The 22,221-nt window shown below is 45.6% G+C and carries 18 protein-coding genes; 12 read left to right on the top strand and 6 right to left on the bottom strand.

What is annotated here, in order from left to right:
* Window positions 1-32: 32 nt before the first annotated feature.
* Window positions 33-635 (top strand): DL-endopeptidase inhibitor IseA family protein, encoded by a 603-nt coding sequence (locus MHI27_RS28455; protein WP_340973148.1) that lies wholly within the window; start codon window positions 33-35, stop codon window positions 633-635.
* 46 nt (window positions 636-681) lie between these two features.
* Here the strand turns inward: MHI27_RS28455 and MHI27_RS28450 are convergent, their stop codons facing one another.
* Complete coding sequence (locus MHI27_RS28450) at window positions 682-1,083, bottom strand: CBS domain-containing protein (protein ID WP_405175151.1); 402 nt, start codon at window positions 1,081-1,083, stop codon at window positions 682-684.
* A 151-nt stretch (window positions 1,084-1,234) separates the two neighbouring features.
* Window positions 1,235-2,662 (bottom strand): VanW family protein, encoded by a 1,428-nt coding sequence (locus MHI27_RS28445; protein ID WP_405175150.1) that lies wholly within the window; start codon window positions 2,660-2,662, stop codon window positions 1,235-1,237.
* A gap of 229 nt (window positions 2,663-2,891) precedes the next feature.
* Here MHI27_RS28445 and ftsE point away from each other — a divergent pair, with 229 nt between their 5' ends.
* The 5 genes from ftsE (at window position 2,892) to MHI27_RS28420 (ending at window position 9,153) form a co-directional block, all read left to right on the top strand.
* Entirely contained in the window at window positions 2,892-3,578 is a 687-nt protein-coding gene (ftsE, locus tag MHI27_RS28440; protein ID WP_042192319.1) for a cell division ATP-binding protein FtsE, read from the top strand.
* A complete protein-coding gene (gene ftsX / locus MHI27_RS28435) occupies window positions 3,568-4,482 on the top strand; it encodes a permease-like cell division protein FtsX (RefSeq protein WP_042192317.1) in 915 nt (304 codons plus the stop codon). The genes ftsE and ftsX overlap by 11 nt, the downstream gene beginning before the upstream one ends.
* Window positions 4,483-4,512: 30 nt before the next feature.
* Complete coding sequence (locus MHI27_RS28430) at window positions 4,513-5,826, top strand: peptidoglycan DD-metalloendopeptidase family protein (RefSeq protein WP_339243708.1); 1,314 nt, start codon at window positions 4,513-4,515, stop codon at window positions 5,824-5,826.
* 125 nt (window positions 5,827-5,951) lie between these two features.
* Window positions 5,952-7,418: a S41 family peptidase gene (locus MHI27_RS28425; protein WP_405175149.1), complete on the top strand. Its 1,467-nt coding sequence runs from the start codon at window positions 5,952-5,954 to the stop codon at window positions 7,416-7,418.
* Between the two features lie 382 nt (window positions 7,419-7,800).
* Entirely contained in the window at window positions 7,801-9,153 is a 1,353-nt protein-coding gene (locus tag MHI27_RS28420) for a PDZ domain-containing protein (RefSeq protein WP_405175148.1), read from the top strand.
* A 53-nt stretch (window positions 9,154-9,206) separates the two neighbouring features.
* Here MHI27_RS28420 and MHI27_RS28415 read toward each other — a convergent pair whose 3' ends face one another.
* Complete coding sequence (locus tag MHI27_RS28415; protein ID WP_405175147.1) at window positions 9,207-9,860, bottom strand: response regulator; 654 nt, start codon at window positions 9,858-9,860, stop codon at window positions 9,207-9,209.
* Window positions 9,861-9,918: 58 nt separating this feature from the next.
* Window positions 9,919-11,076 carry a sensor histidine kinase gene (locus MHI27_RS28410; RefSeq protein ID WP_042192307.1) on the bottom strand — a complete coding sequence of 386 codons (1,158 nt, stop codon included), beginning with the start codon at window positions 11,074-11,076 and terminating at the stop codon, window positions 9,919-9,921.
* A 166-nt stretch (window positions 11,077-11,242) separates the two neighbouring features.
* Between MHI27_RS28410 and MHI27_RS28405 the strand changes: the two genes are divergently transcribed.
* The 6 genes from MHI27_RS28405 (at window position 11,243) to MHI27_RS28380 (ending at window position 19,599) form a co-directional block, all read left to right on the top strand.
* A complete protein-coding gene (locus tag MHI27_RS28405) occupies window positions 11,243-12,178 on the top strand; it encodes an ABC transporter ATP-binding protein (RefSeq protein WP_076297871.1) in 936 nt (311 codons plus the stop codon).
* Window positions 12,179-12,194: 16 nt separating this feature from the next.
* Window positions 12,195-13,367 (top strand): ABC transporter permease, encoded by a 1,173-nt coding sequence (locus MHI27_RS28400; protein ID WP_339243701.1) that lies wholly within the window; start codon window positions 12,195-12,197, stop codon window positions 13,365-13,367.
* Window positions 13,360-14,520 (top strand): ABC transporter permease, encoded by a 1,161-nt coding sequence (locus MHI27_RS28395; RefSeq protein ID WP_076285708.1) that lies wholly within the window; start codon window positions 13,360-13,362, stop codon window positions 14,518-14,520. Before MHI27_RS28400 ends, MHI27_RS28395 begins: the two co-directional genes overlap by 8 nt.
* 117 nt (window positions 14,521-14,637) lie before the next feature.
* Window positions 14,638-14,961 (top strand): L-rhamnose mutarotase, encoded by a 324-nt coding sequence (locus tag MHI27_RS28390; protein WP_042192298.1) that lies wholly within the window; start codon window positions 14,638-14,640, stop codon window positions 14,959-14,961.
* A gap of 222 nt (window positions 14,962-15,183) precedes the next feature.
* The gene (locus tag MHI27_RS28385) at window positions 15,184-16,338 is read left to right on the top strand and encodes a cation:proton antiporter (RefSeq protein WP_042192295.1); all 1,155 of its coding nucleotides are present in this window, start codon (window positions 15,184-15,186) and stop codon (window positions 16,336-16,338) included.
* 252 nt (window positions 16,339-16,590) lie between these two features.
* Window positions 16,591-19,599: an efflux RND transporter permease subunit gene (locus MHI27_RS28380; RefSeq protein WP_405175146.1), complete on the top strand. Its 3,009-nt coding sequence runs from the start codon at window positions 16,591-16,593 to the stop codon at window positions 19,597-19,599.
* Window positions 19,600-19,695: 96 nt separating this feature from the next.
* Here MHI27_RS28380 and MHI27_RS28375 read toward each other — a convergent pair whose 3' ends face one another.
* Both MHI27_RS28375 and MHI27_RS28370 read right to left on the bottom strand, forming a co-directional pair.
* A complete protein-coding gene (locus MHI27_RS28375) occupies window positions 19,696-20,883 on the bottom strand; it encodes a stalk domain-containing protein (RefSeq protein WP_405175145.1) in 1,188 nt (395 codons plus the stop codon).
* Window positions 20,884-20,927: 44 nt separating this feature from the next.
* Window positions 20,928-22,208, bottom strand: coding sequence for a hypothetical protein (locus MHI27_RS28370; protein ID WP_405175144.1), 1,281 nt, complete (start codon window positions 22,206-22,208; stop codon window positions 20,928-20,930).
* Between the last annotated feature and the right edge of the window lie 13 nt (window positions 22,209-22,221).

Genomic DNA, 22,221 nt, shown 5'->3' with positions numbered 1-22,221 from the left:
GTATTTTTCAGATGAAAAAGGAGGAATTCTGAATGAACAAAAAGTGGATGATTGGTTCGTTGGCCCTTTCCATAGGCCTTATCTCAGCAAGTGGGGGAGCTATGGCAGCTTCACCGTCAGCAGGGAGTACGGCAGTCAAGAAGGTGGCTGTGTCTGCGCCTGGGAAAGAGGGCCCTGCTACCATCAATAATTTGACGGTGAAGAGCATCATACCGCTCGTAGTCCATGCAAGAGCTCTTTATTTCTATAGTAATCGAGGCGGAAACATCTTCCCGATAGAAACCTTCACGTATAAAGCGCAGGAGTACCGTTATCTTTCCAGTGACATTGGCACAAAGACGAAGCTGATGAATTACATAAAAAAAGCCTACACTCACAATGCAGCGGCATATTATGTGCAGACTCAATTTTTGGAGTATAACGGAAGAATGTCGCAGGTTAATGCAGATGTGGGCAATTTATTAATGTATGAAAAAGCCACCGCCCGCATGCTCTCTAAAACTGCGACAACCGCTGAATTTGAACTGACCGTTCCTTATCCAGGTGCGCAGGAAAGCAGTGAGTCGGTGTATGTGAAGCTGAAAAAAGTGGAGGGATACTGGAGAATCGACACGTCACCGGATATTCTTTTCTGAGGAAAGGGGAAGGTATTAGAGGAAAGATGATGACAGGGGCAATGAACTAACTACGCTTCAGGTCAGAGATATAAACAACACCTGCGAATTTGCCTTTACGGGTAATGATGACACAGTCATTCTTCATAGGATCTGGGCGGCTCATAGCAGTAGCTAATACGGATTCAAGTGATGTGGAGATATCAAAAATGAGTGGAGTTTTGTTCATGAGCTTCATGGCAGGTTCTTTGTAGAACAGATCTACTCCTGATCTTCCTGTGGCTTTTAAAAAGAAACGGTCGCACATTAACAATCCAAGCGGTTCATTCGTGGCGTTACAGACGACGATGCATTTGGATTCTGGGTGCTGGAACATTACGCGAAGGGCTTCTCTGCAAGTACGTGAGGCGAAAATAGCAGGTGCACTGCGGACAATATTAGAGAGATCATTTACAAGAGCTGTTGACATGGTGTTCATCCTTTCTGATTATAGATCTATTTCTAATGTACCCCCGAATCGTAAATTTTAAAGGCGAGAAAGGTCATCTACAGGTAAAATAGATGAACAAGCAAAAACGGTCAGAACCTCACGAGGTCTGACCGTTTTTTTTGTAGGTAATCTATTCACTTCGAACGCCATCCTCTACCAACTGCTTTCTAGGTGCTTCTGGAATAACAGATTTACTTACGCCTCCACGATTGATGGCGATTAATCGTTTTTGTGCGTAATACACGTCACGGGATAATTTCTTTACCTCAGTGGATTTACCGTCAACAAACCGGGTGCTGTAAGTTTCAACAACATATCCGGTCTTCCCATTTTGTATAACGCGTGAGCCTCCACGGGGGAGGGAAGGGTCGTTTACGTACTTGTCGACTGGAGGCAGTACCTCTACGATTTGTGAGTGGACCTTATATGTAACATTTTTCGGAAAAGTACCGAAGAGCTTGATCGATAGTGATCGACCTTGCACAGCCGCTTTAATGACTAGATATTTGCCAGTCGTATTGCGAAAACGGAAGTTGATATATCCTTCAGCAAAGGTGGCATCCTGGCCTTTGGGTAGATAGTTGACCGGCAAGGAGTGATTGCGGCGCTCCACAATCTCCAGTCCGGTGCGCAAAGCGGCATTGTACAGCGTACTGGAAACTTGGCAGATTCCGCCGCCGACGCCGGCTTGTAGCTTACCGTTCACAATGACTGGCGCTTCGCGGAAGCCGTAATCTATTTTTGCTTTTTCAATAGCTTTGCCATAGTCAAAAACGGCTCCAGGTGGGAGCACGGTTCCGTTCACAGCTTTGGCTGCTGATTCAACGTTGTAGATTCGTCCAGGTCCACTTGCTCCGAGAGAGGTGCTGAATTGCATGATTTTTCGCTCAATGCCTTGCTCCTTTAGAGCGTTTAGAGTGATGTCCGGTTGTAATATGGTTAATGGAACTTCCAAAGTAATTCCCTTCTCTTGCAGCGAGAGTAGTCGACTAAAACGAGTGGGGGCAGCGGCCCATAGTGAGGTCACCATTCCTGTCCAGTCTACCTCAAGGGAAGTCTTCTCGGACGTATACACTACACGATCATCCCCGGTAATTCGCCGTGTAGCATCTACTGGATCACCGAAGGATTCTCTCTCCCAAGCGGGACTTAAGATGGTCTGTAATTGAGCAATATCCAGATGGGCTTCAAGACTCCAATTCTGGGGGAAGCTGTAGCGGGCTTTTACACGATCCCATAGCCGCCCCTCCGTAAGATCTTGTAGACCTTGCTCAAAAGCAGCGGCTTCATAGGTCATTCCAGCTTGTTTAAGCTTGAGGGTAAGCTCAGAATTCCCTTCGACCTGCAACACAAGGGGGATAGATTCAAGGGCCTGTAGCTTTTTCTCCAGTTCGGAACGTACCTCTGACATATTCAGCCCGCCCACCTCCCATCCGGCAAGGGTTGTACCTTTTGGAAGCGTGTTTTTATGACCATATAGTTGAAGTCCCCCATAGATTAATGAGCCGATAAGAATGAGTGCAATGACTATTATGAGGGTAAGATGGATTTTTTTCATGAATAATCTCCTTCCTGAATGGCTTCTGCGAGCGGCACAGTAGGTGCTTTTTATATGTATATGTACAGACATTACAAAACTTTCGAATAGTGGGGCAGTTACGGGGTACTCAATCGGTTACAGATTTGTTACAATAGATACATTGCGGAAATATTGAAGTTTATGGAAACTTAAGCTGTACCCTGTCGATTCACACAAGTGGAAAATGTCATAATTGGGAAGTGAGAAAATGATTGAAATGCAAGATGTATGGAAGACGTACCCTAACGGAACTCACGCACTGCAAGGAGTTTCAGTAAAAATTGACCGCAATGAATTTGTGTATGTTGTCGGTCCATCCGGCGCGGGTAAATCTACTTTTATGAAATTGATTTATAGAGAAGAAGTGCCAACTAAAGGTCAAATTTCTGTGGGAGGCTTTAACATAGGGAAGCTTAAACAACGTAAAATCCCATATGTGCGCCGTAATATCGGCGTTGTGTTTCAAGACTTTCGGTTATTACCAAGGATGACAGCGTATGAGAATATTGCTTTTGCCATGGAAGTTATTGAAGCCCCGAAGAAGGTCATCAAGAAACGTGTGAATGAAGTTCTTGATCTGGTTGGACTCAAAAATAAAGCAAATCGTGAGCCCTCACAGCTCTCAGGTGGAGAACAGCAGCGTATTGCAATTGCTCGGGCTATTGTTAATAACCCATCTGTTATTATTGCGGACGAGCCTACAGGTAACTTGGACCCTGAGACTTCATGGGGCATTATGCAGCTGCTGGACGAAATTAATTTTCGTGGAACAACAATTGTAATGGCTACCCATAATAGAGATATCGTGAATAAAATGCGCAAGCGGGTGCTTGCGATTGAGAACGGAAACATTGTGAGAGACCAGGCGAGAGGGGAATATGGCTATGAGTTTTAAGACCTTCTTGCGACACTTGCGGGAAGGCTTCAAAAGCGTATTCCGTAATGGCTGGATGTCGATTGCTTCGATCACTTCCATCGTCGTCTCTCTTTTTGTCCTAGGTGTATTTATTCTTCTTGTTCTTAATGTGAATGCTGTAGCGGATGAGGCAGACAGCCAGGTACAGATTAATGTGCATTTGGCACTAAATGTAGATCAGAAGTTGCGTGAGACTTTGCAGACTGAAATTGGCAATATGCCGGAGGTCAGCAAGATTACGTTCATCTCCAAGGATCAAGGACTTAAAGATCTCCGTGCAGATATGGGTGAGGACGCGGCTGAGCTTCTGGAAGGGTTCGATGAAGACAATAACCCTCTCCCAGATACGCTTAAGGTAGAAGTTGTCGAACCTACTACGGTATCATTTGTGGCTGAGAAGATTGAAGCACTCAACAAGACACATACTGATCAGCCCATTTACAAAGTGAAATATGGCAAGGGCTCAATAGAAACCTTGTTCAAAATAACACGCGCTGTACGAAACATTGGTTTTATTTTTGTAGCAGGTCTGGGGCTCATGTCTATGTTCCTCATCTCTAATACGATTCGGGTTACGATACTTGCTCGTCGTAAGGAGATTGGCATTATGAAGCTCGTAGGCGCGACAAATTATTTTATTCGCTGGCCTTTCTTTATAGAAGGGGCATTGATCGGTCTGATCGGATCGCTCATTACCTCCGTTGTCTTGTATTTGGGTTACAGCACTTTGGAATCAACCGTACAGGGAGATCCTATGCTCCAATTGCAGCTAATTCCGTTCGATAATATTTGGATGCTGGTCGTCGGTGTACTAGTTGGACTAGGCGTGCTGATCGGCGTCTGGGGAAGTACGGTTTCTATTCGTAGGTTCCTGAAAGTTTAATATTAAAAAGTGAAGGATGGGGAGTGCAAGTTGAAGAAGATTGCTGCCGGACTAGCCGTAATGTTACTAGCTGTCACTATATTCCAGCCCTCTGATGGATATGCCAAAAAAACAAGTGTTGCCGAAATCGATAAGCAGCTAAAGCAGCTGCAAAAAGAGGTGCAGGAAGCTAAGGCGCAGCAGGAGAAAGCGGCGTCCCAAACGCAGGAAGCACAGCATTATAAGAATAAGACGAATCTCAATCTGCAGTATGTCTTACAGCAAGTGGATCAAGTTAAGGGCAAAATGACCGAAATCTCTACCCAAATTTCCGATACAGAACAATCTCTGAATGTTACGGCAACGGAATTGGATAAAGCAGAAGCACGAGTCGCCTCTAGAGAGGAAGTCTTAGGATCCCGTGTTCGATTAATGTATACCGATGGAGCGGTTTCTTACTTGGATGTTTTGCTCTCCTCGACAAGCTTTGCTGATTTTCTGGATCGCGCGGATTCACTTAAGATGATTGTGGATCAGGATCAGGAGCTGTTAGTTCAACATAAGCTGGACAAGCAGACGGTGATAGAGAAGAAACAAGAGCTTGAAGGGCAATATGCCCAAGCCAAGCAGCTGTATACTTCTTTGGAACAACAGAGAAGTTTGCTGAAGGAGAAAGAAGCTGAGAAACAGGAGCTTATCGCATTCTATGATAAGCAAATTCAAGAAAGTGATGATTTAAGTGAAGAGCAGAATGAAAAGCTAGTCAAACTGGCAAGCGAACGCTCTGCGCTGGAAACGCAAAAGGATAAGATTAAGGCGGAGGAAGCCGCTCGCAGAGCAGCAGCGGCTAAGGCGGAAGCGGCTCGTAGAGCTGCGGCGGCTGCCAAGAAGGCTGCAGCTGCAGCTGCAGCTAGTAAGGGAAGCAGTAGTTCTAGCTCCAGCTCTAGTGATACGGGATATTCAGGTGGAGATGGGCCGTTTCTACTTCCTGTAGGATCCGCAAGAATCTCATCCCCTTATGGACCACGGACACATCCAATCACGGGTGAGAAGGGGAAAGTACACACCGGCGTCGATTTTGCGGTTCCACAAGGAACCAATATTCATGCGGCGGATTCCGGAACGGTTATCTTGGCTGAATGGTGGAGCGGTTATGGATATTGTGTAATTATTGATCATGGAGGCGGAGTTTGGACGCTCTACGGACATATACGTAAAGGCGGTCTTAGAGTTAGTGCCGGGGATAAAGTCAATCGCGGAGATGTGGTTGCTGAATCAGGTTCCACAGGTAATTCAACGGGTCCCCACCTTCACTTCGAAGTACGGATTGACGGTAAGATTGTAAATCCTATGCCTTATCTCTAATTTTTAACGAACTTATAACTCATATTATTTGATTGTACGGCATATACTGGAAGAGATACCGTACCTTTCAGGACGGACTTAGGATGTTGTTTACAAGATGGACAAGAAGGGACGGTGGGAACATCATGTTAAAAAAAAGCACCGCGGCGTTTATGATTGTCGCCGCCCTGCTATGCGGTAGTTTAGTAACCTTGGGCGTGACGGGTTATACTCATGTCTTTGGACAAGCTGCAGGACAAGGATTAGCCTCTGCGTTGCAGGTTGCAGGTCTACAGCAGAAGGAATCCCAGAAGCTTGGGACTGCGCTCAGTTTGATTGAGAGCAATTACTACGAGACGGTAGATCGGGAGAAGCTGATAGATGGTGCTGTCAACGGTATGATGGAAGCGCTAGGCGATCCCTATTCCAACTATATGGGTAAAGAAACTGCTGAGAAATTTGAAGAGAGCATTGAGGGTTCCTTTTCAGGTATCGGTGCAGAAGTCTCTTCGGATAATGGTAAGGTAGTCGTGGTCTCCCCAATCAAGGGTTCACCTGCTGAAAAAGCAGGAATTCAGGCTAAGGATGTCATTTTGTCCGTTAACGGAGAATCGCTAGAAGGCATGGATCTAAATGCTGCTGTTGCGAAGATACGCGGACCTAAAGGCAGTAAGGCTACTTTGAAAATACAACGCTCAGGTTCTGTAGAGCCTCTGGAGTTCGCCCTTACACGGGATGATGTGAAGCTTGAGACAGTCTACTCAACCATGGAAAAAGACGGAGTAGGGGTAATCGAGGTTACTCAGTTCTCCCTAAATACCGCAGAACGATTCAAGGAAGAACTTGGGAAGCTAGAGAAGCAAGGCATGAAGGGACTGGTCATTGACGTCCGTAATGATCCAGGTGGTGTCCTTCCGATTGTGATTGAAATGGCTGAAGAGTTCGTTCCAGCTGGCAAAAACATAGTTCAAATTGAGTACAAAGATAAAAAACGCGAAGTTAGTACCTCCAAGGGATCAAGTAAGGCTTATCCAGTGGTAGTGCTAATGAATAAAGGTAGTGCGAGCGCCTCGGAAATATTGGCGGGAGCCTTGCAGCAGTCCGCGGGAGCCAAGCTAATTGGTGATAATTCATTTGGTAAAGGCACGGTGCAGACAAGCTTTGATAAACAGCTTGGAGATGGCAGCTTGCTGAAGGTTACCATTGCTAAATGGCTTACACCGGACGGCACATGGATCCACGGAAAGGGAATCAAACCGGATATCGCGGTAGCGCAGCCGGATTACTTCTCAGTGGCTCCGATTAACAAGAGCGTGACGCTGCAATATAACATGAACAACGGTGATGTAAAGAGTGCACAGACTATGCTGGATGGCTTAGGCTACAAGCCTGGTCGCAAAGATGGTTATTTCGATACTGGTACTAAGAATGCAGTGAAGAAATTCCAGAGTGAAGCGAAACTTCAAGTCACAGGCATGATTGATGCCAAGACTGCGGAGGCGCTGGAGGTGGCACTGATCAAAGTGATCCAGGACCCTGCCAACGACAACCAACGGAATAGAGGGATTGCTGAGATTCAGAAGGAAATTAAGGCGGCAGCGTCGAAAAAGTAAGAAGGCTGAATTCAGCCTTCTTTTTTTCTAGATATATTTAATCGTTCAAGGGTATAGCGCACACGGTGTAGCTCAAAGCTGCTGATGGTTGACTAATTAGTAAGGATAACCGCCGAATAAACCTGCAATAATACATTTATTTTATGGTACGAGAATGGCCGAAACAATAATTCCTGCGAATCTGCAGTAATACTTGCTCCATGAGGAGCTTTCGAGCTATAAGTGAGGTTATTCCTGTACATTTGCAGTATTCGCGCTTAATGAAGAGGATATCTGTACAAAATGCTGCACTTTTACAGGCTTTCTATAGTCTAGCCAAAGTGAATGGTATGAATGAATAAGAGGGATGAACATTTTCACTCTGGTATGTGAACAGGGGTTCATGAAAGTTTTTTTTAGAGTAGGAAGGAGTGTGACGAACAGTTTGAATGTGATTCAGGATTGGTTAGGAAGCTTGGGCACTGCGTTCTTACACTTATTGATCCAGCCATATTACTATATTGCTATTATATTTATTGCGTTGTATTACCGTCGGCAGGTGGCATTAGAACGTAAGCTAATTCATGTGAAGTTACATAGCTGGGGTCAAGAAACGTGGCGAACGGTGTGGAGCGGGCTGGTGATGGGACTAGTGGTTTCTATTGCAGCCATATTGTTAGGAGTATCCTTATCAGGTACAGCTGTGGCCTGCATTTGGGTAGTCAGTATAGTGTTATCGCTATTGCGTGTACGGTATTTGTGCTTCGCTTATTCTATAGGTTTGCTAGGTGTGATTCAATTTGTACTGAATTTCTTTCCAAACGCTTTACATAGCGGAGCGGTCGGGAATATTACAACAGCCATACGGGAGATGGATATTCCCGCATTGCTAGTGCTAGCTGCGCTACTGCACATGGCGGAGGCGCTGCTGGCCCGCTGGCAAGGGGCGAAGCTTGCGACGCCCCTCTTCTTGAAGGGCAAGCGCGGCATGGTTGTCGGCGGCTATCAGCTGCAGGCTTTCTGGCCGCTGCCGCTGTTCCTGCTGATCCCTTCGGGGGCAGGAACGGATCTGCCATGGCAGCCGCTGCTGGGCGGCGGGCTTGGCGTTGTCTCTTTGCCCGTTATCATCGGCTTCAGCGAGATGACGCAGGGCATGCTGCCCGGGCGCAAGGCGGCCCGCACTTCAGGACGGCTGCTGATGTACAGCATCGTCCTGCTCGGCTTAAGCCTGCTTGCCGCTTGGTGGAGCCCGCTGACCCTGCTCGCGGCGCTCGCAGCGATGGTGCTGCACGAAGGGTTAAGCTGGTACAGCGCTCTGGAAGAGCGCAGCATCAGCCCCATCTTCGTGCATCCACCGCGCGGCCGCAAGGTGCTGGCCGTGCTGCCGGGCAGTCCCGGACAGGAGCTGGGCATACTGCCCGGCGAGATTTTACTGAAGGTCAACGGGGTCCTGTTGACCGATGCCGCGCAGCTACATGAGGCGCTGCGCATGAATCCAGCGTTCTGCAAGCTGGAGGTGCAGAACCGTGAAGGGGAGAGCAAATACCTTCAGAGCCCGATCTACGACGGGGACCATCATCAGCTCGGCATCATTCTGGTACCGGAGACAGATGGAGCGGTTACTGCGGAGGCGAAGCCTTCCAGCATCTTCAGCATCATCGCGATGAAGACAGGTACTCGCAGCCGGCATCTTCCGAACGGCCGACTCAAACGGAACAAAGCTACTGAAGCCAAGAAGGAATCAGCGGAAGGATAACTAAAGTCAAGCCCGGACTCTGGAAATAGAGTCCGGGCTTTTTTGTAGAACTCCTATCCACGCCCACCCTTCAAATAGAAAATAGCAATTTGCGTCCGATCTCGCAGCTCTAATTTACTTAGAATATCCGTTATGTAATTTTTGACCGTACCCTCGCTAAGAAACAGCTGTCCGGCGATTTCTTTGTTGGTATGTCCCTGAGCGATGGAGGCGACAACGGCCAATTCCATTTTGGTCAGTCCGAAAGATTCCAGTGGCTGTAGCTGTGGAGATTCTGGACGGGCCGCGGGCTGTAGAAAGGTGGCTAGTTTGCGCGCGATATCAGGGTGAATCAGCATGTTGCCTTCATTAACTGTTTTGACACCTTGTATGATACGGTCAGGCGGTATGTTTTTGAGCAAATATCCACTGGCTCCGTTCCGCAGCGCCTCAATGATATACTCATCGTCATCGAAGGTAGTTAGCATCAGTATCGAAACCTGAGGAAAAGCCTGCTTAATTTTTTCTGTCCCTTCAACACCACCGCAGCCTGGCATCCGAATATCCATCAGAATCACATCCGCCATATTTCCCGCTTGGAGCAAATTCAAGGCCTCATTTCCGTCACTGGCAGCTCCGATCACTTCAATATCGGGGTCCATCCCTATCAGTACTTGCAGACTTTGACGAATAAAAGGATCGTCATCTACAATCATCACCTTAATCATTAGCGTGGCTCCTTCTTCATAATATAGATTTCTTTTTTTGCTTCAAGTCCTACGTTGCCTATACAATCTCTCCCTGCTTATAAATGGGCAACCGCGTAACAATGGTGAATTGAGGCTCCTGCCGCCATTCCAAGGTTCCGCCGATCAGATGTGTTCGTTCGAACATTCCTTTCATCCCGACCCCTCCACTTTCCGGCAGTTTGGTTAGTTTATTGCCTTCGGGAAGCGTCCCGTTGTTGCTGACCTCCATCGTAACTCCAGTATCACTAAAGTCGACTTTAATCGAAATCGCAGTTGCATTTCCGTGACGTAGGGCATTGGTTATGGCTTCTCGGGCGTTCTTATACAAGATCACCTGAATACTAGGATATAGCGGGTAAGGTATCCCATGCACTTGGTATGAGGTCTCAATTCCCGTATCGCGGCCGATCTCTTCTAGCAGACGGTCTAACGCATAAGCTCCCTCTAATTGTGGCGTATAGTTGATACGCTTCACTGCAGAGCGCATATCGTCCATGCTGGCTGACAATTGATCTCGAATGAGCTCCATCATCTGCATTCCGCTTTCAGGGGAGGTGGGTAAGGTGAGTAGCGCGGCTTCCATCATCATTTTAATGCGGATGAGGCGGTGGCCGATATCATCATGGAGCTGGCGGGAGATGCGAACCCGTTCTTTGGACTGGGCTGCATCTTCTATTTGGGCGTTAAACTCCAGCAGTCGGTTGCGGGCTTCATCCAGCTCGAAATGCTTTTTTCGCAGCTCATCGTAAAGATTGAGGGTGTTCTCACGGCCCCGACCCGCCCTCTGTAACAATTCATTGAGATAGGCGATGAGCAGAAAAGTAATATTGATGAATGTGATTATAAGTTTTGGAGAATCCCAGAGCGCTATGTTCAAGGTAATCAGATGCACAACCGTAAACACGAGAGGTACTGCTTGGGGCTGAAGTCTAGAATAATAAAGTAATGCTGAAATGGCCGGGAAAATCATTATGCTGCCGTACTGGTAACATAACCAGGCAGTGAACAGTATTTCCACAATGCTTATTAAGGCATGAAAGGAACGGGGGAGCTTTGGCACCATGACCACAAGGAATAGAAGCATCAGAATATGCAACGTGAAGATTCCATAGTCGGCATATGGATAGATGTAAATGCTAATACAAGCAGGAATTATGATGAGTAGGTATCGCAATAGGGTCAGTTCTCTAGTCACACCTAAGACATCCTTTATAGAGTTTCTTCTAATCTTAGCATATTCGCCTACTTCTTCAGGAGATGACTTAAGTCACCTTCAAAAGATGACTTTTCGTACCTCCGTGGTCAATCCCTTTAAGCTAAAATTGTAAATATAGAAGCGCAAAGACAGGAGCGATGAAAAGATGGCAATCGCCGTATTAACCGATGTGGTGAAACGATATGAAGGTAAATTAACAGTAGATCATGTGAACATGACGATAGAAGAAGGAGAAATCTTTGGCTTGCTAGGCCCGAACGGAGCGGGTAAAAGTACAACGATCAGTATGATCTGCGGCTTGCTTAAGATTGACGGGGGAGACATTGTTATCGACGGTCTGCCCGTGTCCTCGAAATCACTTGAGGTGAAGAAAAGAATTGGTTTGGTTCCACAGGAATTAGCCTTATACGACACGATGACAGCGGCGGATAACGTTACCTTTTTCGGAAGATTGTATGGTTTGCGTGGCAAGCTCTTGAAGGAACGGGTAGATGAGGCTCTTGCGTTCACAGGCCTTAGCGATCGTGCTAAAGAGAAACCCTCAACCTTTTCCGGAGGGATGAAAAGACGTCTGAATATTGCCTGTGCTATTATGCATCGTCCCAAGCTGATTATTATGGATGAACCTACCGTGGGGATTGATCCGCAATCTCGTAATCATATTCTTGAATCGGTTAAGGAGCTCAATCGACTTGGTTCAACGATTATTTATACCAGTCACTATATGGAGGAGGTTGCGGCCATTTGCGATCGGGTAGCCATTATGGATAAAGGGCATATCATTGCTTGCGGCACGGAAAAAGAACTGCGAGAACGCGTTGCCAAGGAAGAAAAAATCGTCATTAAAGCTGCTAATATCACACCGGAGCTTGTTCAGGAGCTGACGCTTCACCCTAGAATTAGACGCGTAGAAGCAAAGGATGAAGTAGTTGAGCTGTATCTGCCTTCTTCACAAGGGGAGCTACAGGACATCCTTTTTATTTTTGCCAAGCATAAGGGGATTATCGGCTCGCTGAATATTGAAGAACCTGATCTGGAGACGTTGTTTCTGAACTTGACCGGAAGGACCTTAAGAGATTAAAGGGGGGATTATTCTGATGAATACTTGGACGATTATGATCTATGAGCTGCGAAGACTATTTAGCTCACGTTCTATGATATTAAATATGTTTTTGCTGCCCCTGTTATTGATCTTTCTCTTAGGTGCTTCGCTCTCCGGTGTCGTTGGTGACAAAGGCTCCACTACTATTGATGTTGTGCGAGTGGCTGTTGTTAATCTTTCTGGTGAGGGCTATGAGAGCTCGGCGATGATGGATAGCTTTTTGAAGTCAACAGAGCTTAAGGATATCATTACTCCGGTTATGGTGGGTAGTCGAGAGGCGGCAGAAAGCGGTCTGCGAACAGGAAAATATGGTTATGCGGTTGTTGTTCCTCCAGGCTTTGATAGTAAGGTACAGAGCGGTGAAGCCGCACAGCTGGAATTTATACTGGGCCAAAAAAGTACAGATAACAGGGTGGCAGGGACGGTTTTCGATAATTTTCTGAGGAATCTTAATTATAAACAGTCTGTGGCGATGACACTGGGTCCAGAAGCTTTGAACGTTATGGCACCTAGTTCCACCAGTAATGAGCCTTCCGTAAAGCTTGGAGAACTGAGCGAGGGAGGATATTCATATACTTCTTCCCAGTTCTATGCGGTATCCATGATGCTGATGTTTTTGCTGTATAGCGGCTTGACGGTATGTACTTCTCTTTTTAATGAAAAAGAAAATCATACCCTCTTCCGGATAAATTCAATGCCAGTCAAAGGCTCAGAACTGTTTATTGGCAAAATGCTTGGTGTGGGTGTTGTAAGTATAGTACAGTGCGCAGCGATTATTATTCTGACGAATGTGCTGTTCGGTGTGAATTGGGGAAATCGCCCGGGCTTGTTACTCCTATTTTGCCTGCTGATGATAGTGGCTTCAATGACCTTATCTATCGTTATTTCTATGTTCAGCAAGACTGGAGCAAGCGCAAGAAGTGTGGTTACGGTACTCACTGTAAGTATGACCTTCATTAGCGGGGGAATGGCACCACTTCCAGAATCGTGGGTGAACTCTATAGGGGCGTTTACGATTAATCATTGGGCAATGCAGGCTATTCTGAAAATGATGTTACATGCCGATGTATCGCAAATCATGCCGAATTTGGGAGTGTTATCGCTGATCTGCCTAGTGTTGTTCAGTGCAGCGGCTATCTCGTACCGGAAGGTGGGTTATCATGGATAAAATCTTAACGATTGCCTGGAACATGGTGAAACGAACCATTGGTACTAGGAAGGGGGTGCTCATCTATATTCTGCTTCCTTGTATTGTACTTGCAGGTATTGTTTCCGTTACTGGAACGATGGGAGAGAACCCAGCTGTTGTGCTATATTCGAATATGGATAACGGGGCAGCAGGTAAGCATTTGCTCACTGAACTAAAGAATTCCGGAGAATATAAATTTGTAGAAAAGACTGACGAGACTGCTTTAAGAGAAGGCGTAGTCGATCAGAATGGAGAAGCGGGGATTCTAATTCCAGCAGGCTTCACTTCGGCACTACTTGCTGGAGAAGAGCCACAAATTAGTGTGTATGAGCTGAAGACGAATGAAACTTCCGTTATGATTAAATTAAAAGCGAGCACAATTGCTGATGAAATGAGGAGTACGGCCGCGATCATAGGGGCAGTTAATAACGGATCTAAGGACGTTGACGCACAATTTACTACGGTTATGCAAAGAGCGGAACAGCACAGTATTGGCAGCATTCGAACTGATTATAATCTATATCCTCGGGAGGGACTGGGAGTCGTTACGGGCTTAACGCTAATGTTTCTCATGAGCCTGGTCACGAGCTCTGTGTCTCTGATTATGGATGATCGGAAAGGCCGGACGATGATGCGAATGTTCAGTGCTCCGGTTCGTTCTTACGAGATTGCTATTGGTAATTTTCTGGGTAGCTTCATGGTCGGACTGATTCAGATCGTCGTAGTGCTCGCCTTAGGTCGCTGGGTGCTGCACTATGATTATGAAGTTCCAATCTATCTCTATTTCCTTGTTCTTGCGGCATTTATGCTGGTGTCTATGGGGATCGCGAGTACAGTGGCAGGATTAATTCGTAATCCTAATAATGCTGGTATGCTGAATTCCCTTATTATCACACCGACTTGTATGCTTGGCGGCTGCTTTTGGCCTTTATCCATTATGCCGGACTATATGCAGAAGGCGGCTAACTTTGTTCCGCAAAAATGGGCCATCCAAGCGGTCGACATCGCTGCAACCGGTGGGGGCTGGAATGAGTTGTGGTTACCCTTTGCCATCTTAGGTCTCATGGCTGCTGTGCTGCTGGCGATTGGTTCTGCCATTCTCCGCCCAAGTGAAGCGGGAATTAATGCTTAGAAAGCATAAGACTAGATATTCATAGCTTGGGCTGTTACCTTCAGGTACAATAATAGGTATCAAATGTATTTGATTCTTATTATGTGCAATAGAGGACATTTCTAGGAGGATGAACAGATGAGCAGCAATAAATTGGCTTGGACATGGCGGGTGAAGGAAGAATGTCTGGAAGAGTATGTAGCGATGCATTTAAATCCTTGGCCAGAAGTTTTGGAGGAGCACAGTAAGGCTGGTATTTCTAACTACTCCATCTTTCAGAATGGTAATCAATTTTTTTATTGCTTTGAATGTGAGGATACAGAAGCGGCTTTCGATTACATTGCTAAAAGTGACGCCTGCAACCGATGGAATGCCATTACTTCAAAGATGGTTGAAGGGTCATTTGATTTCAATGATGAGGTGCCAATGTTGCCTTTACGTGAAGTGTTCTATCTAAAATAGTGAAGCTGATTCTTTATTAACTAAAATTTGCATAAGGTAAAATATCGGCGTATCTTGTTTACAGTCTTTTATATTACGGTTATAATATATTTAATATTGTTTAATTGAATAATTTTTTGTTTTTTGGAGGAGCCTGTCAACAAGGGCTCCTCTTTGTCTTTTTTTGGCTTGGAGATGTCCCTGGTTGGCAGTTCTTATATACAACAAGGGAGTGGATGAAACATGGAGTTTGTTCTATATCTTATGCTGATTATACTATTCACCAAGCTAGCTGGTGATTTATCTGTACGACTGGGACAACCGTCGGTACTGGGTAAGTTAATTGTCGGTATTATACTAGGTCCTGCGGTACTGGGTTGGATTCAAAATGGAGAGTTTATTCATTATTTTTCGGAGATCGGTGTTCTATTGTTAATGTTTATAGCAGGGCTTGAGACTGATCTGGATCAACTGCGCAAGAACTGGAAGTCAGCTTTCGCAGTAGCCGTCGGAGGTATTATTTTACCTTTTCTAGGTGGATTCGCCATCGGAGAAATGTTTGGTTTTGCTTATCATAATGCTATGTTTATGGGTGTCATTCTTAGTGCAACATCGGTCAGTATATCGGTCCAGGTACTGAAGGATATGAATAAGTTGAATACACGTGAAGGTTCTACCATTCTGGGAGCCGCTGTAGTCGATGATATTCTGGTTGTTATTTTGCTCGCTGTATTAATGAGCTTTTTCGGCACAGGAGAATCAGTGTCCATTGGTCTTTTAATTACGAAAAAAGTGTTGTTCTTCGCTGTAGCGCTTGTTGTGGGTTGGTTCGTTGTGCCGCGGGTTATGAAATGGATGGCTCCGTTAAAGGTGACAGAGGCTGTTATCGCAGCGGCGCTAATGATTTGCTTTGCGTTCGCGTATTTTGCTGAAATTATGGGGATGGCAGGCATCATCGGTGCTTTTGCAGCTGGGATTGCTATTTCACAAACCTCCTTTAAGCACACTGTGGAATCTAAGCTTGAGCCTATCGCCTATTCGATTTTTGTTCCGGTCTTCTTTGTCAGTATCGGACTTAATGTTTCCTTTGAAGGGGTTGGCAGTCAACTAGGATTCGTCCTCTTGTTGACGGTGATTGCCATTCTGACCAAGTTGTTTGGTGGCGGTCTGGGGGCGCGTCTTACAGGATTTAATAACCATTCGTCGCTTATTATTGGTTCAGGGATGATTTCGCGGGGTGAGGTTGCATTGATCATCGCGGCAACAGGTCTGCAAAGCGGATTGTTGCAGCAGCAGTATTTTACTTCCGTAATTATTGTTGTCATTGTAACTACACTTGTAACACCACCACTCTTAAAATATATGTTCCGCGATCCAGTGCGCGCTAAACAAAAATAATAATCATAGCAAAAGGGTGTCTCGAAAGCCATTTTACATGGCTTTTGGGGTGCTCTTTTTTTGTTTGCTCTAATTCCCTATCCTTCGGAAGGAGAAAGCCCCCCGTCTTAAGACTGAGTATAAAACCAGCCGTAGGGCTGTTTTGACTTCGACCAAAAATGTCTAAACTAAATCTCGGGATGGAAAATAATACATAATGGGGCAGTCATAAGAGGAGTACCAGAAATATACGGGGTGGAAGGGGAAACGATAATGAAATGGTTAACCAAATGGTCGTTCGGTAACAAGGCGGCGGTAGGGCTTTTAGTGGTAATGGCGCTTGTAGTGGGAGGGCTGAGCTATACTTCGCTACCGATGGAATTTATGCCAGAGGCAGATAATCCGCAAGTGACTGTAACGGTGCTCGGTCCGGGTCAGGATGCCCATGCGATGGAGACGAAGGTTACGAAGCCGATTGAGGCTGGGGCCGCTTTTGTTAAGGGAAAGAAAGAAATACTGTCCACTTCCGGAGACGGATACGCACAGGTGAATATTTTTTATGACTCAAAAACAAATATGAAGGATGCAGCTGGGGAGGTGCAAAAGGTTGTAGATTCGTTGCAGTTCCCTGAAGGGGTGATGGCCCCTTTTGTACTTCAACTGAATACTTCCATGATTCCCGTGTCGCAGGTCACCCTTTCGTTTGACGAAGGTCTGACTAAAGAAAACCTTAAGCTTGCGGAAGAAACGATCATTCCAGAGATGCAACAAGCAGAAGGTGTAGCCAACGTCGCCTTATATGGGAAAGTAACTCCGCAAGTGCGGGTGAAGCTAGATCCAAAATTAATGGCTGAGAAAGGAATTACGACACCTCAAGTACTAGGGTTACTTCAGGGACGTAATGTATCGGCATCCCTTGGGGAGCAGACGATTGGTGGTCAGACAGGTAACGTTAATGTGGTTTCTACAATTGATAGTATCGATACTCTAAAAAAGCTACCCGTATCCTCGGGTGTTAAGCTGCAGGATATTGCTGCCGTCGAATTGAAGGAAGATCAAGAGAGCGTTAGCCGCTCGAATGGGAAAGATGTTCTTTTCGCCATAGTAACCAAAGAAGCTAATGCGAATGCAGTAAGTGTCGGAGATCATATACAGGATACCGTTGCACATATTAACAAAACCATTCCAAATGCAGAGGCAGCGGTCGTATTCAGCACATCAGATATGGTGGTTACCTCTGTGAATAGTATGATGCGTGAAGTATTGCTGGGCGCATTGTTCGCGACGATCGTAATTTTACTGTTCCTACGCAACCTGCGGGCAACCCTGATTACGGCGGTTTCTATCCCGCTTTCTCTAGCTGTTACCTTATATCTCCTTGATATATCCGGCATAAGTCTGAATATTATTACGCTCGGAGGTGTGGCCGTTGCGGTTGGTCGCTTGGTTGATGATAGTATCGTAGTGATCGAGAACATTTACCGTAGGCTGCAAAAAGAACCCTTCTCCCGTGAAATGATTATAAGCGCAACTGGGGAAGTGGCTAGAGCGATTACTTCATCTACGATTGCAACGGTAGCGGTATTTCTGCCGATGGGTCTTCTGCGTGGTAGTTTACAGGCGTTCCTACTTCCGTTTGCCTTAACGGTCACGTATTCACTGTTAACTTCACTCGTTGTAGCTTTGACGGTGGTTCCGCTGTTAAGCTCATGGCTGCTGAGAAGAACTTCAATGAAAGAACACGAGCCGTCTAAATGGTTCACCCGATTCCTCGATTGGAATTTGCGCCGGAAATGGATTACTTTATCGCTAGGTCTTCTCCTTCTGATTGGCTCTATCGCTGCTTATGTGACTATGCCAAAAGGTGCGCTTGATGCTTCAGATGCCAGCTATGTCTCTGTTCAGTTGAATTATCCTAAGGATGTTCCTGTCAAAGAGATTTTAGAAAAAGGAAAGCAGTTAGAGCAAGATTTGATGAAACAGCCTGAAGCGGAAACGGTGATCATGCAATCAGGGAACAGTGCAGATGCGGCCCAGTGGGGGTCTGTCAGCTCGGAGACCTTAGTGGACTATACCGTTGTGATGAAAAAAGGTGCGGATGCGCAAGGCTTCATCGATCATGTCCGTGATGTGAAGGATTCCTACGCTGGGGCAACACTTGTTGCTAATCAAATGAGTATGATGGGTTCAAGCTCCACTAGCGAATATATTGATATCGTGGGTGATAATCTTACAGATATTACTGCTGTTGCAGCAGAAGTTACGAATAAGTTGAAGACTGTGGAGGGTATTCAGAAGGTCAGTAGCAATATGGAGGATACCAAACCTGTCTTTACATTTAAGGTAGATCCAGCACAGACGAATGCACAAGAAATTACCATGCAATTGTCGGCTATGCTGAATCCGATCCCTATGGGGCAAATCGAACTGGACGGTACACTTGCAGGAGTAGTGTTAGATCCTATAGCTGAGCCAAAGTCGGAGCAAGATTTAAAAGCAATGACGCTCATGACTGCTGAAGGTCCAAAGCCGTTGTCTCAACTAGCAACCTATGAGGTTCGGAATGAACCAGCACTGTTGTTCCATAAAGATGGGAAGCCATATGCGAGAATTACAGCGGAAGTGGATCCGAAGAAGGTGTCTGAAATCGGAGCGGATATTAAAAAGCAAACCGATAGTCTTACCCTTCCAAAGGGTGTGACTCTATTTGCAGGCGGAGCCTCGGTTGATCAGTCAGAGGATTTCGCTGACCTTAGTATGACAGCGCTGATCTCCATCGGGTTGGTGTATCTGATCATGGTCCTCACCTTCAAAACCCTTCGTGCTCCTCTGGCAATCATGTTCTCCTTGCCATTGGCTGCGATTGGGGCGATTGTTGGACTGATCGTATCCGGCGTAACACCTGATTTCACTGCCCTGTTCGGGGCTCTGATGCTAATTGGTATCGTCGTCACGAATGCGATTGTGCTTATCGACCGTATTAAGCAGAATGAAACGCATATGGGTATTCGCGAAGCCATTCTGGAAGCGGCAGGAACACGGATGCGCCCGATTCTGATGACGGCAATTGCTACCATTTGCGCCATGACTCCACTGCTGTTCGGCCATGCCGAGATGGGCAGTATCGTCTCGCAAAGCTTGGCGATTGTAGTTATTGGGGGGTTAACTGCGGCAACACTGCTTACGCTGGTTGTAGTTCCAGCGATTTACGAGCTGTTCTACTTCCGTAAATCGGCTAAGGAGCGCAAAAGAGCAGATAAAACTAATGCTCCGGCACTTTAAATAAGCAAACGGCAAGCCTCCGGGTAAATGGGGGCTTGCCGTTATTTTGTGTTACTACCGGTAGGCGAGTTGATTTAGGTCAGGATTCCTCATACTCTATGGAGTCAGCTTATCCACACTAAGCGGATAGGTCTGATCCAGCAACCACTTACCTTCTGTAGATTTCTTTAGCACTGTGACAGAGGTGGAGCGGTTATCCTGAAAGTCAGGACCCTTAAGCTTGATGCTCGTCTGAACCATATATACGGCTGCGGTATCCTTGGTATAATGAATGATTTTAGTCGATTCCAAAGTCGATTTTAGATCATAGGCTGCGAAAATTTGGCTGTAGAGCTGCTTGGTCTGCTCGAGAGCAGGGGACTTAGGATCAATAGTAGACAGCAAGCCTTGTATATTCTCTGCATTGGTATAGTCCAAGTTGCTCTGAAGCACAGCCAATATATCCGTTTCATCCGCTTTCGTTACGGCAGGCTCAGCGTTCAGTAGTTTGTCCGGGAGGATGTATTGTACTGCTTTAATCTGCAAATTGATAATTTTCCAATCTTCAGTGCTGGCAGTACGCGTTAAGCTGTAAATATATTCAGAGGTATTGTCCAAGGTGAACGGGCCGCTGAGATGTGTAGTCGTTTCAAGAGTGTGAACCGTAGCCTCAGTGGGTTGAAGACTGATGATCTCCAATTTGTCCAGCGCCGTGGTCTGATTGTATTGTTCCATTTGAATCTTAATCTGCGGGCCTATGACCGCAAGGGGAGACTTACTGTCTATTAGGCTCATGAATCCGTCGTAGTTCTTATTGTTGGTATAGGTTATGTATTTTTCGAAAAAAGAACTGATTTCCTGCGGGTTTGCCTGATTAGTTTTAGCTGTAATGGCCACTGTCTTCGACTTTGCATTCCAGGAGACCTCATTGCCTGTAGCTTCACCTACGAAGCGTAGTGGAATGTAAGTGGAATTATTAATGAGCTTAGGAGCAACAGCTAGGGGCGTCACCACACCGTTAATGCGGGCATGTTTGCTACCTAATTGAAGAGTAATCGTAAGACCTTTCTTAGTACCGGTGATGGTACCGGTGGCTTGATTCCACTCGATTGAAAGCCCTAGTTTCTCAAAAACCGGGCGGAACGGAACGACAATTGTACCGTTGTCATTGAAGGGAGCCTGTCCCTTCAGTGCGAGCTGTTGCTGATTGATCTGAATGGAGATTGGCTTCTCTGCGGCATGGACAGGCCATGCGATAGCGGTAGAAAGAAGAGTTGCTGCGATTATGCTGGATATGGTTTTCATCTTGTGATTTCTCCTTTGAGTTATGAATGATAATTTAATGGTTATTAGAGGATGACTCCACTAAGAGCCAGAGTAACCTTTGCTTGGAATAAAGTGTACTTTACTTTTTGCTTATCGAATTGCCGATTTAAGTTGAGTAAATCGAGCTTGTTCTGATCTGCCTGAGCTGCTGAAATTAATCCGCTATTTAAGAGAGTATCATTATCCTGGGAGACGCGTACGAGCTCCAGTTGCTGCTCTTTCAGCTCTGAATATTCAAAATCAATTTCATTGGCTTCCGGCCTATAAGTTGCCAGTTTTTCTTCGAGTTGTTGTTGTACTATATTTTTGTGTGAAATCTGGCTGGCCCATAGAACAGAATAATAAGTGACGAGTCCGGCATCGAAAGCTTTGACGGCATCAAGATTATCTTTGGCGAGTGTGATTCGTGCATCTTCCTCGCGTAAATCATAATTGCTAGAGAGGCTGACTACAGTGTTCCAATTCACAGGCTCTGGTGCACTGGAGATGACATCATCCAGCAGGACTTCTGAATAGGATGATAATCCTAACTCAAGCTTAAATTGTTCTAGCTGAGCTTCATAACTCCTAAGGTTACGTTCAAAAGCAGATTTTCGTTCCGCATTTTTACGATTAAAATCGTCCAAACTTCTCTTAGACAGTAGACCATGCTCGTATGATCGCAAGGTATCCACAGAATGTTGAAACCAATATTGGCTTTCTTGTTTGTCATACTCAATCGTTTTTTTTAGAGAAGAGAGTTGATAATATTTCTGCACAGCGTAGTAGCGGATGAGGGCTTCTGTTTTTTGAAGTCGTAACTGATTAATTACTTTATCTGTTTCTAATGTGCGCAACTGGTCACGAAATTCCTTGAGCTGCGCTGTTTTAGTCTCTTGATTGTAACTGTTTTGGCTTTCAGTCTGAGCGCTAACCAATTGATTCAGAGATGTGTTAATCATAATTTGAATGAGAATGGATTGATTAACCCCTGCCTGTTCTTCTTTACTTAAATCAGAGTAACCAGGAATACTATTGATAAAAATATCAGGATTTACTGGCAGCAGTCCGCTAGTTATGACTACATTTTTTTGTTCCAGCTTTTTCTTTTCAGATGATACATACGAGAATTTGGAATCCGTTTCTGCAATATTCCATTGTGAGAGCTTGATATCTACATAGTTAGTTAATGCTAGCTGGATTGTTTCTTCCATGGAAAGCAATTTTGTTGCACTAGATACCTGCGTATCAGCATGAGCTGTAATGGAATGCGGCAATAGGAGTAATAAGAAGGAAAGTATCAAGAGAGCTGTTTTCTTTAACATTTAGCTGGCAACC

This window comes from Paenibacillus sp. FSL H8-0261 (assembly GCF_045040645.1).
Lineage (GTDB): Bacteria > Bacillota > Bacilli > Paenibacillales > Paenibacillaceae > Paenibacillus_AQ.
This window is presented reverse-complemented; position numbering and strand designations above follow the sequence as displayed.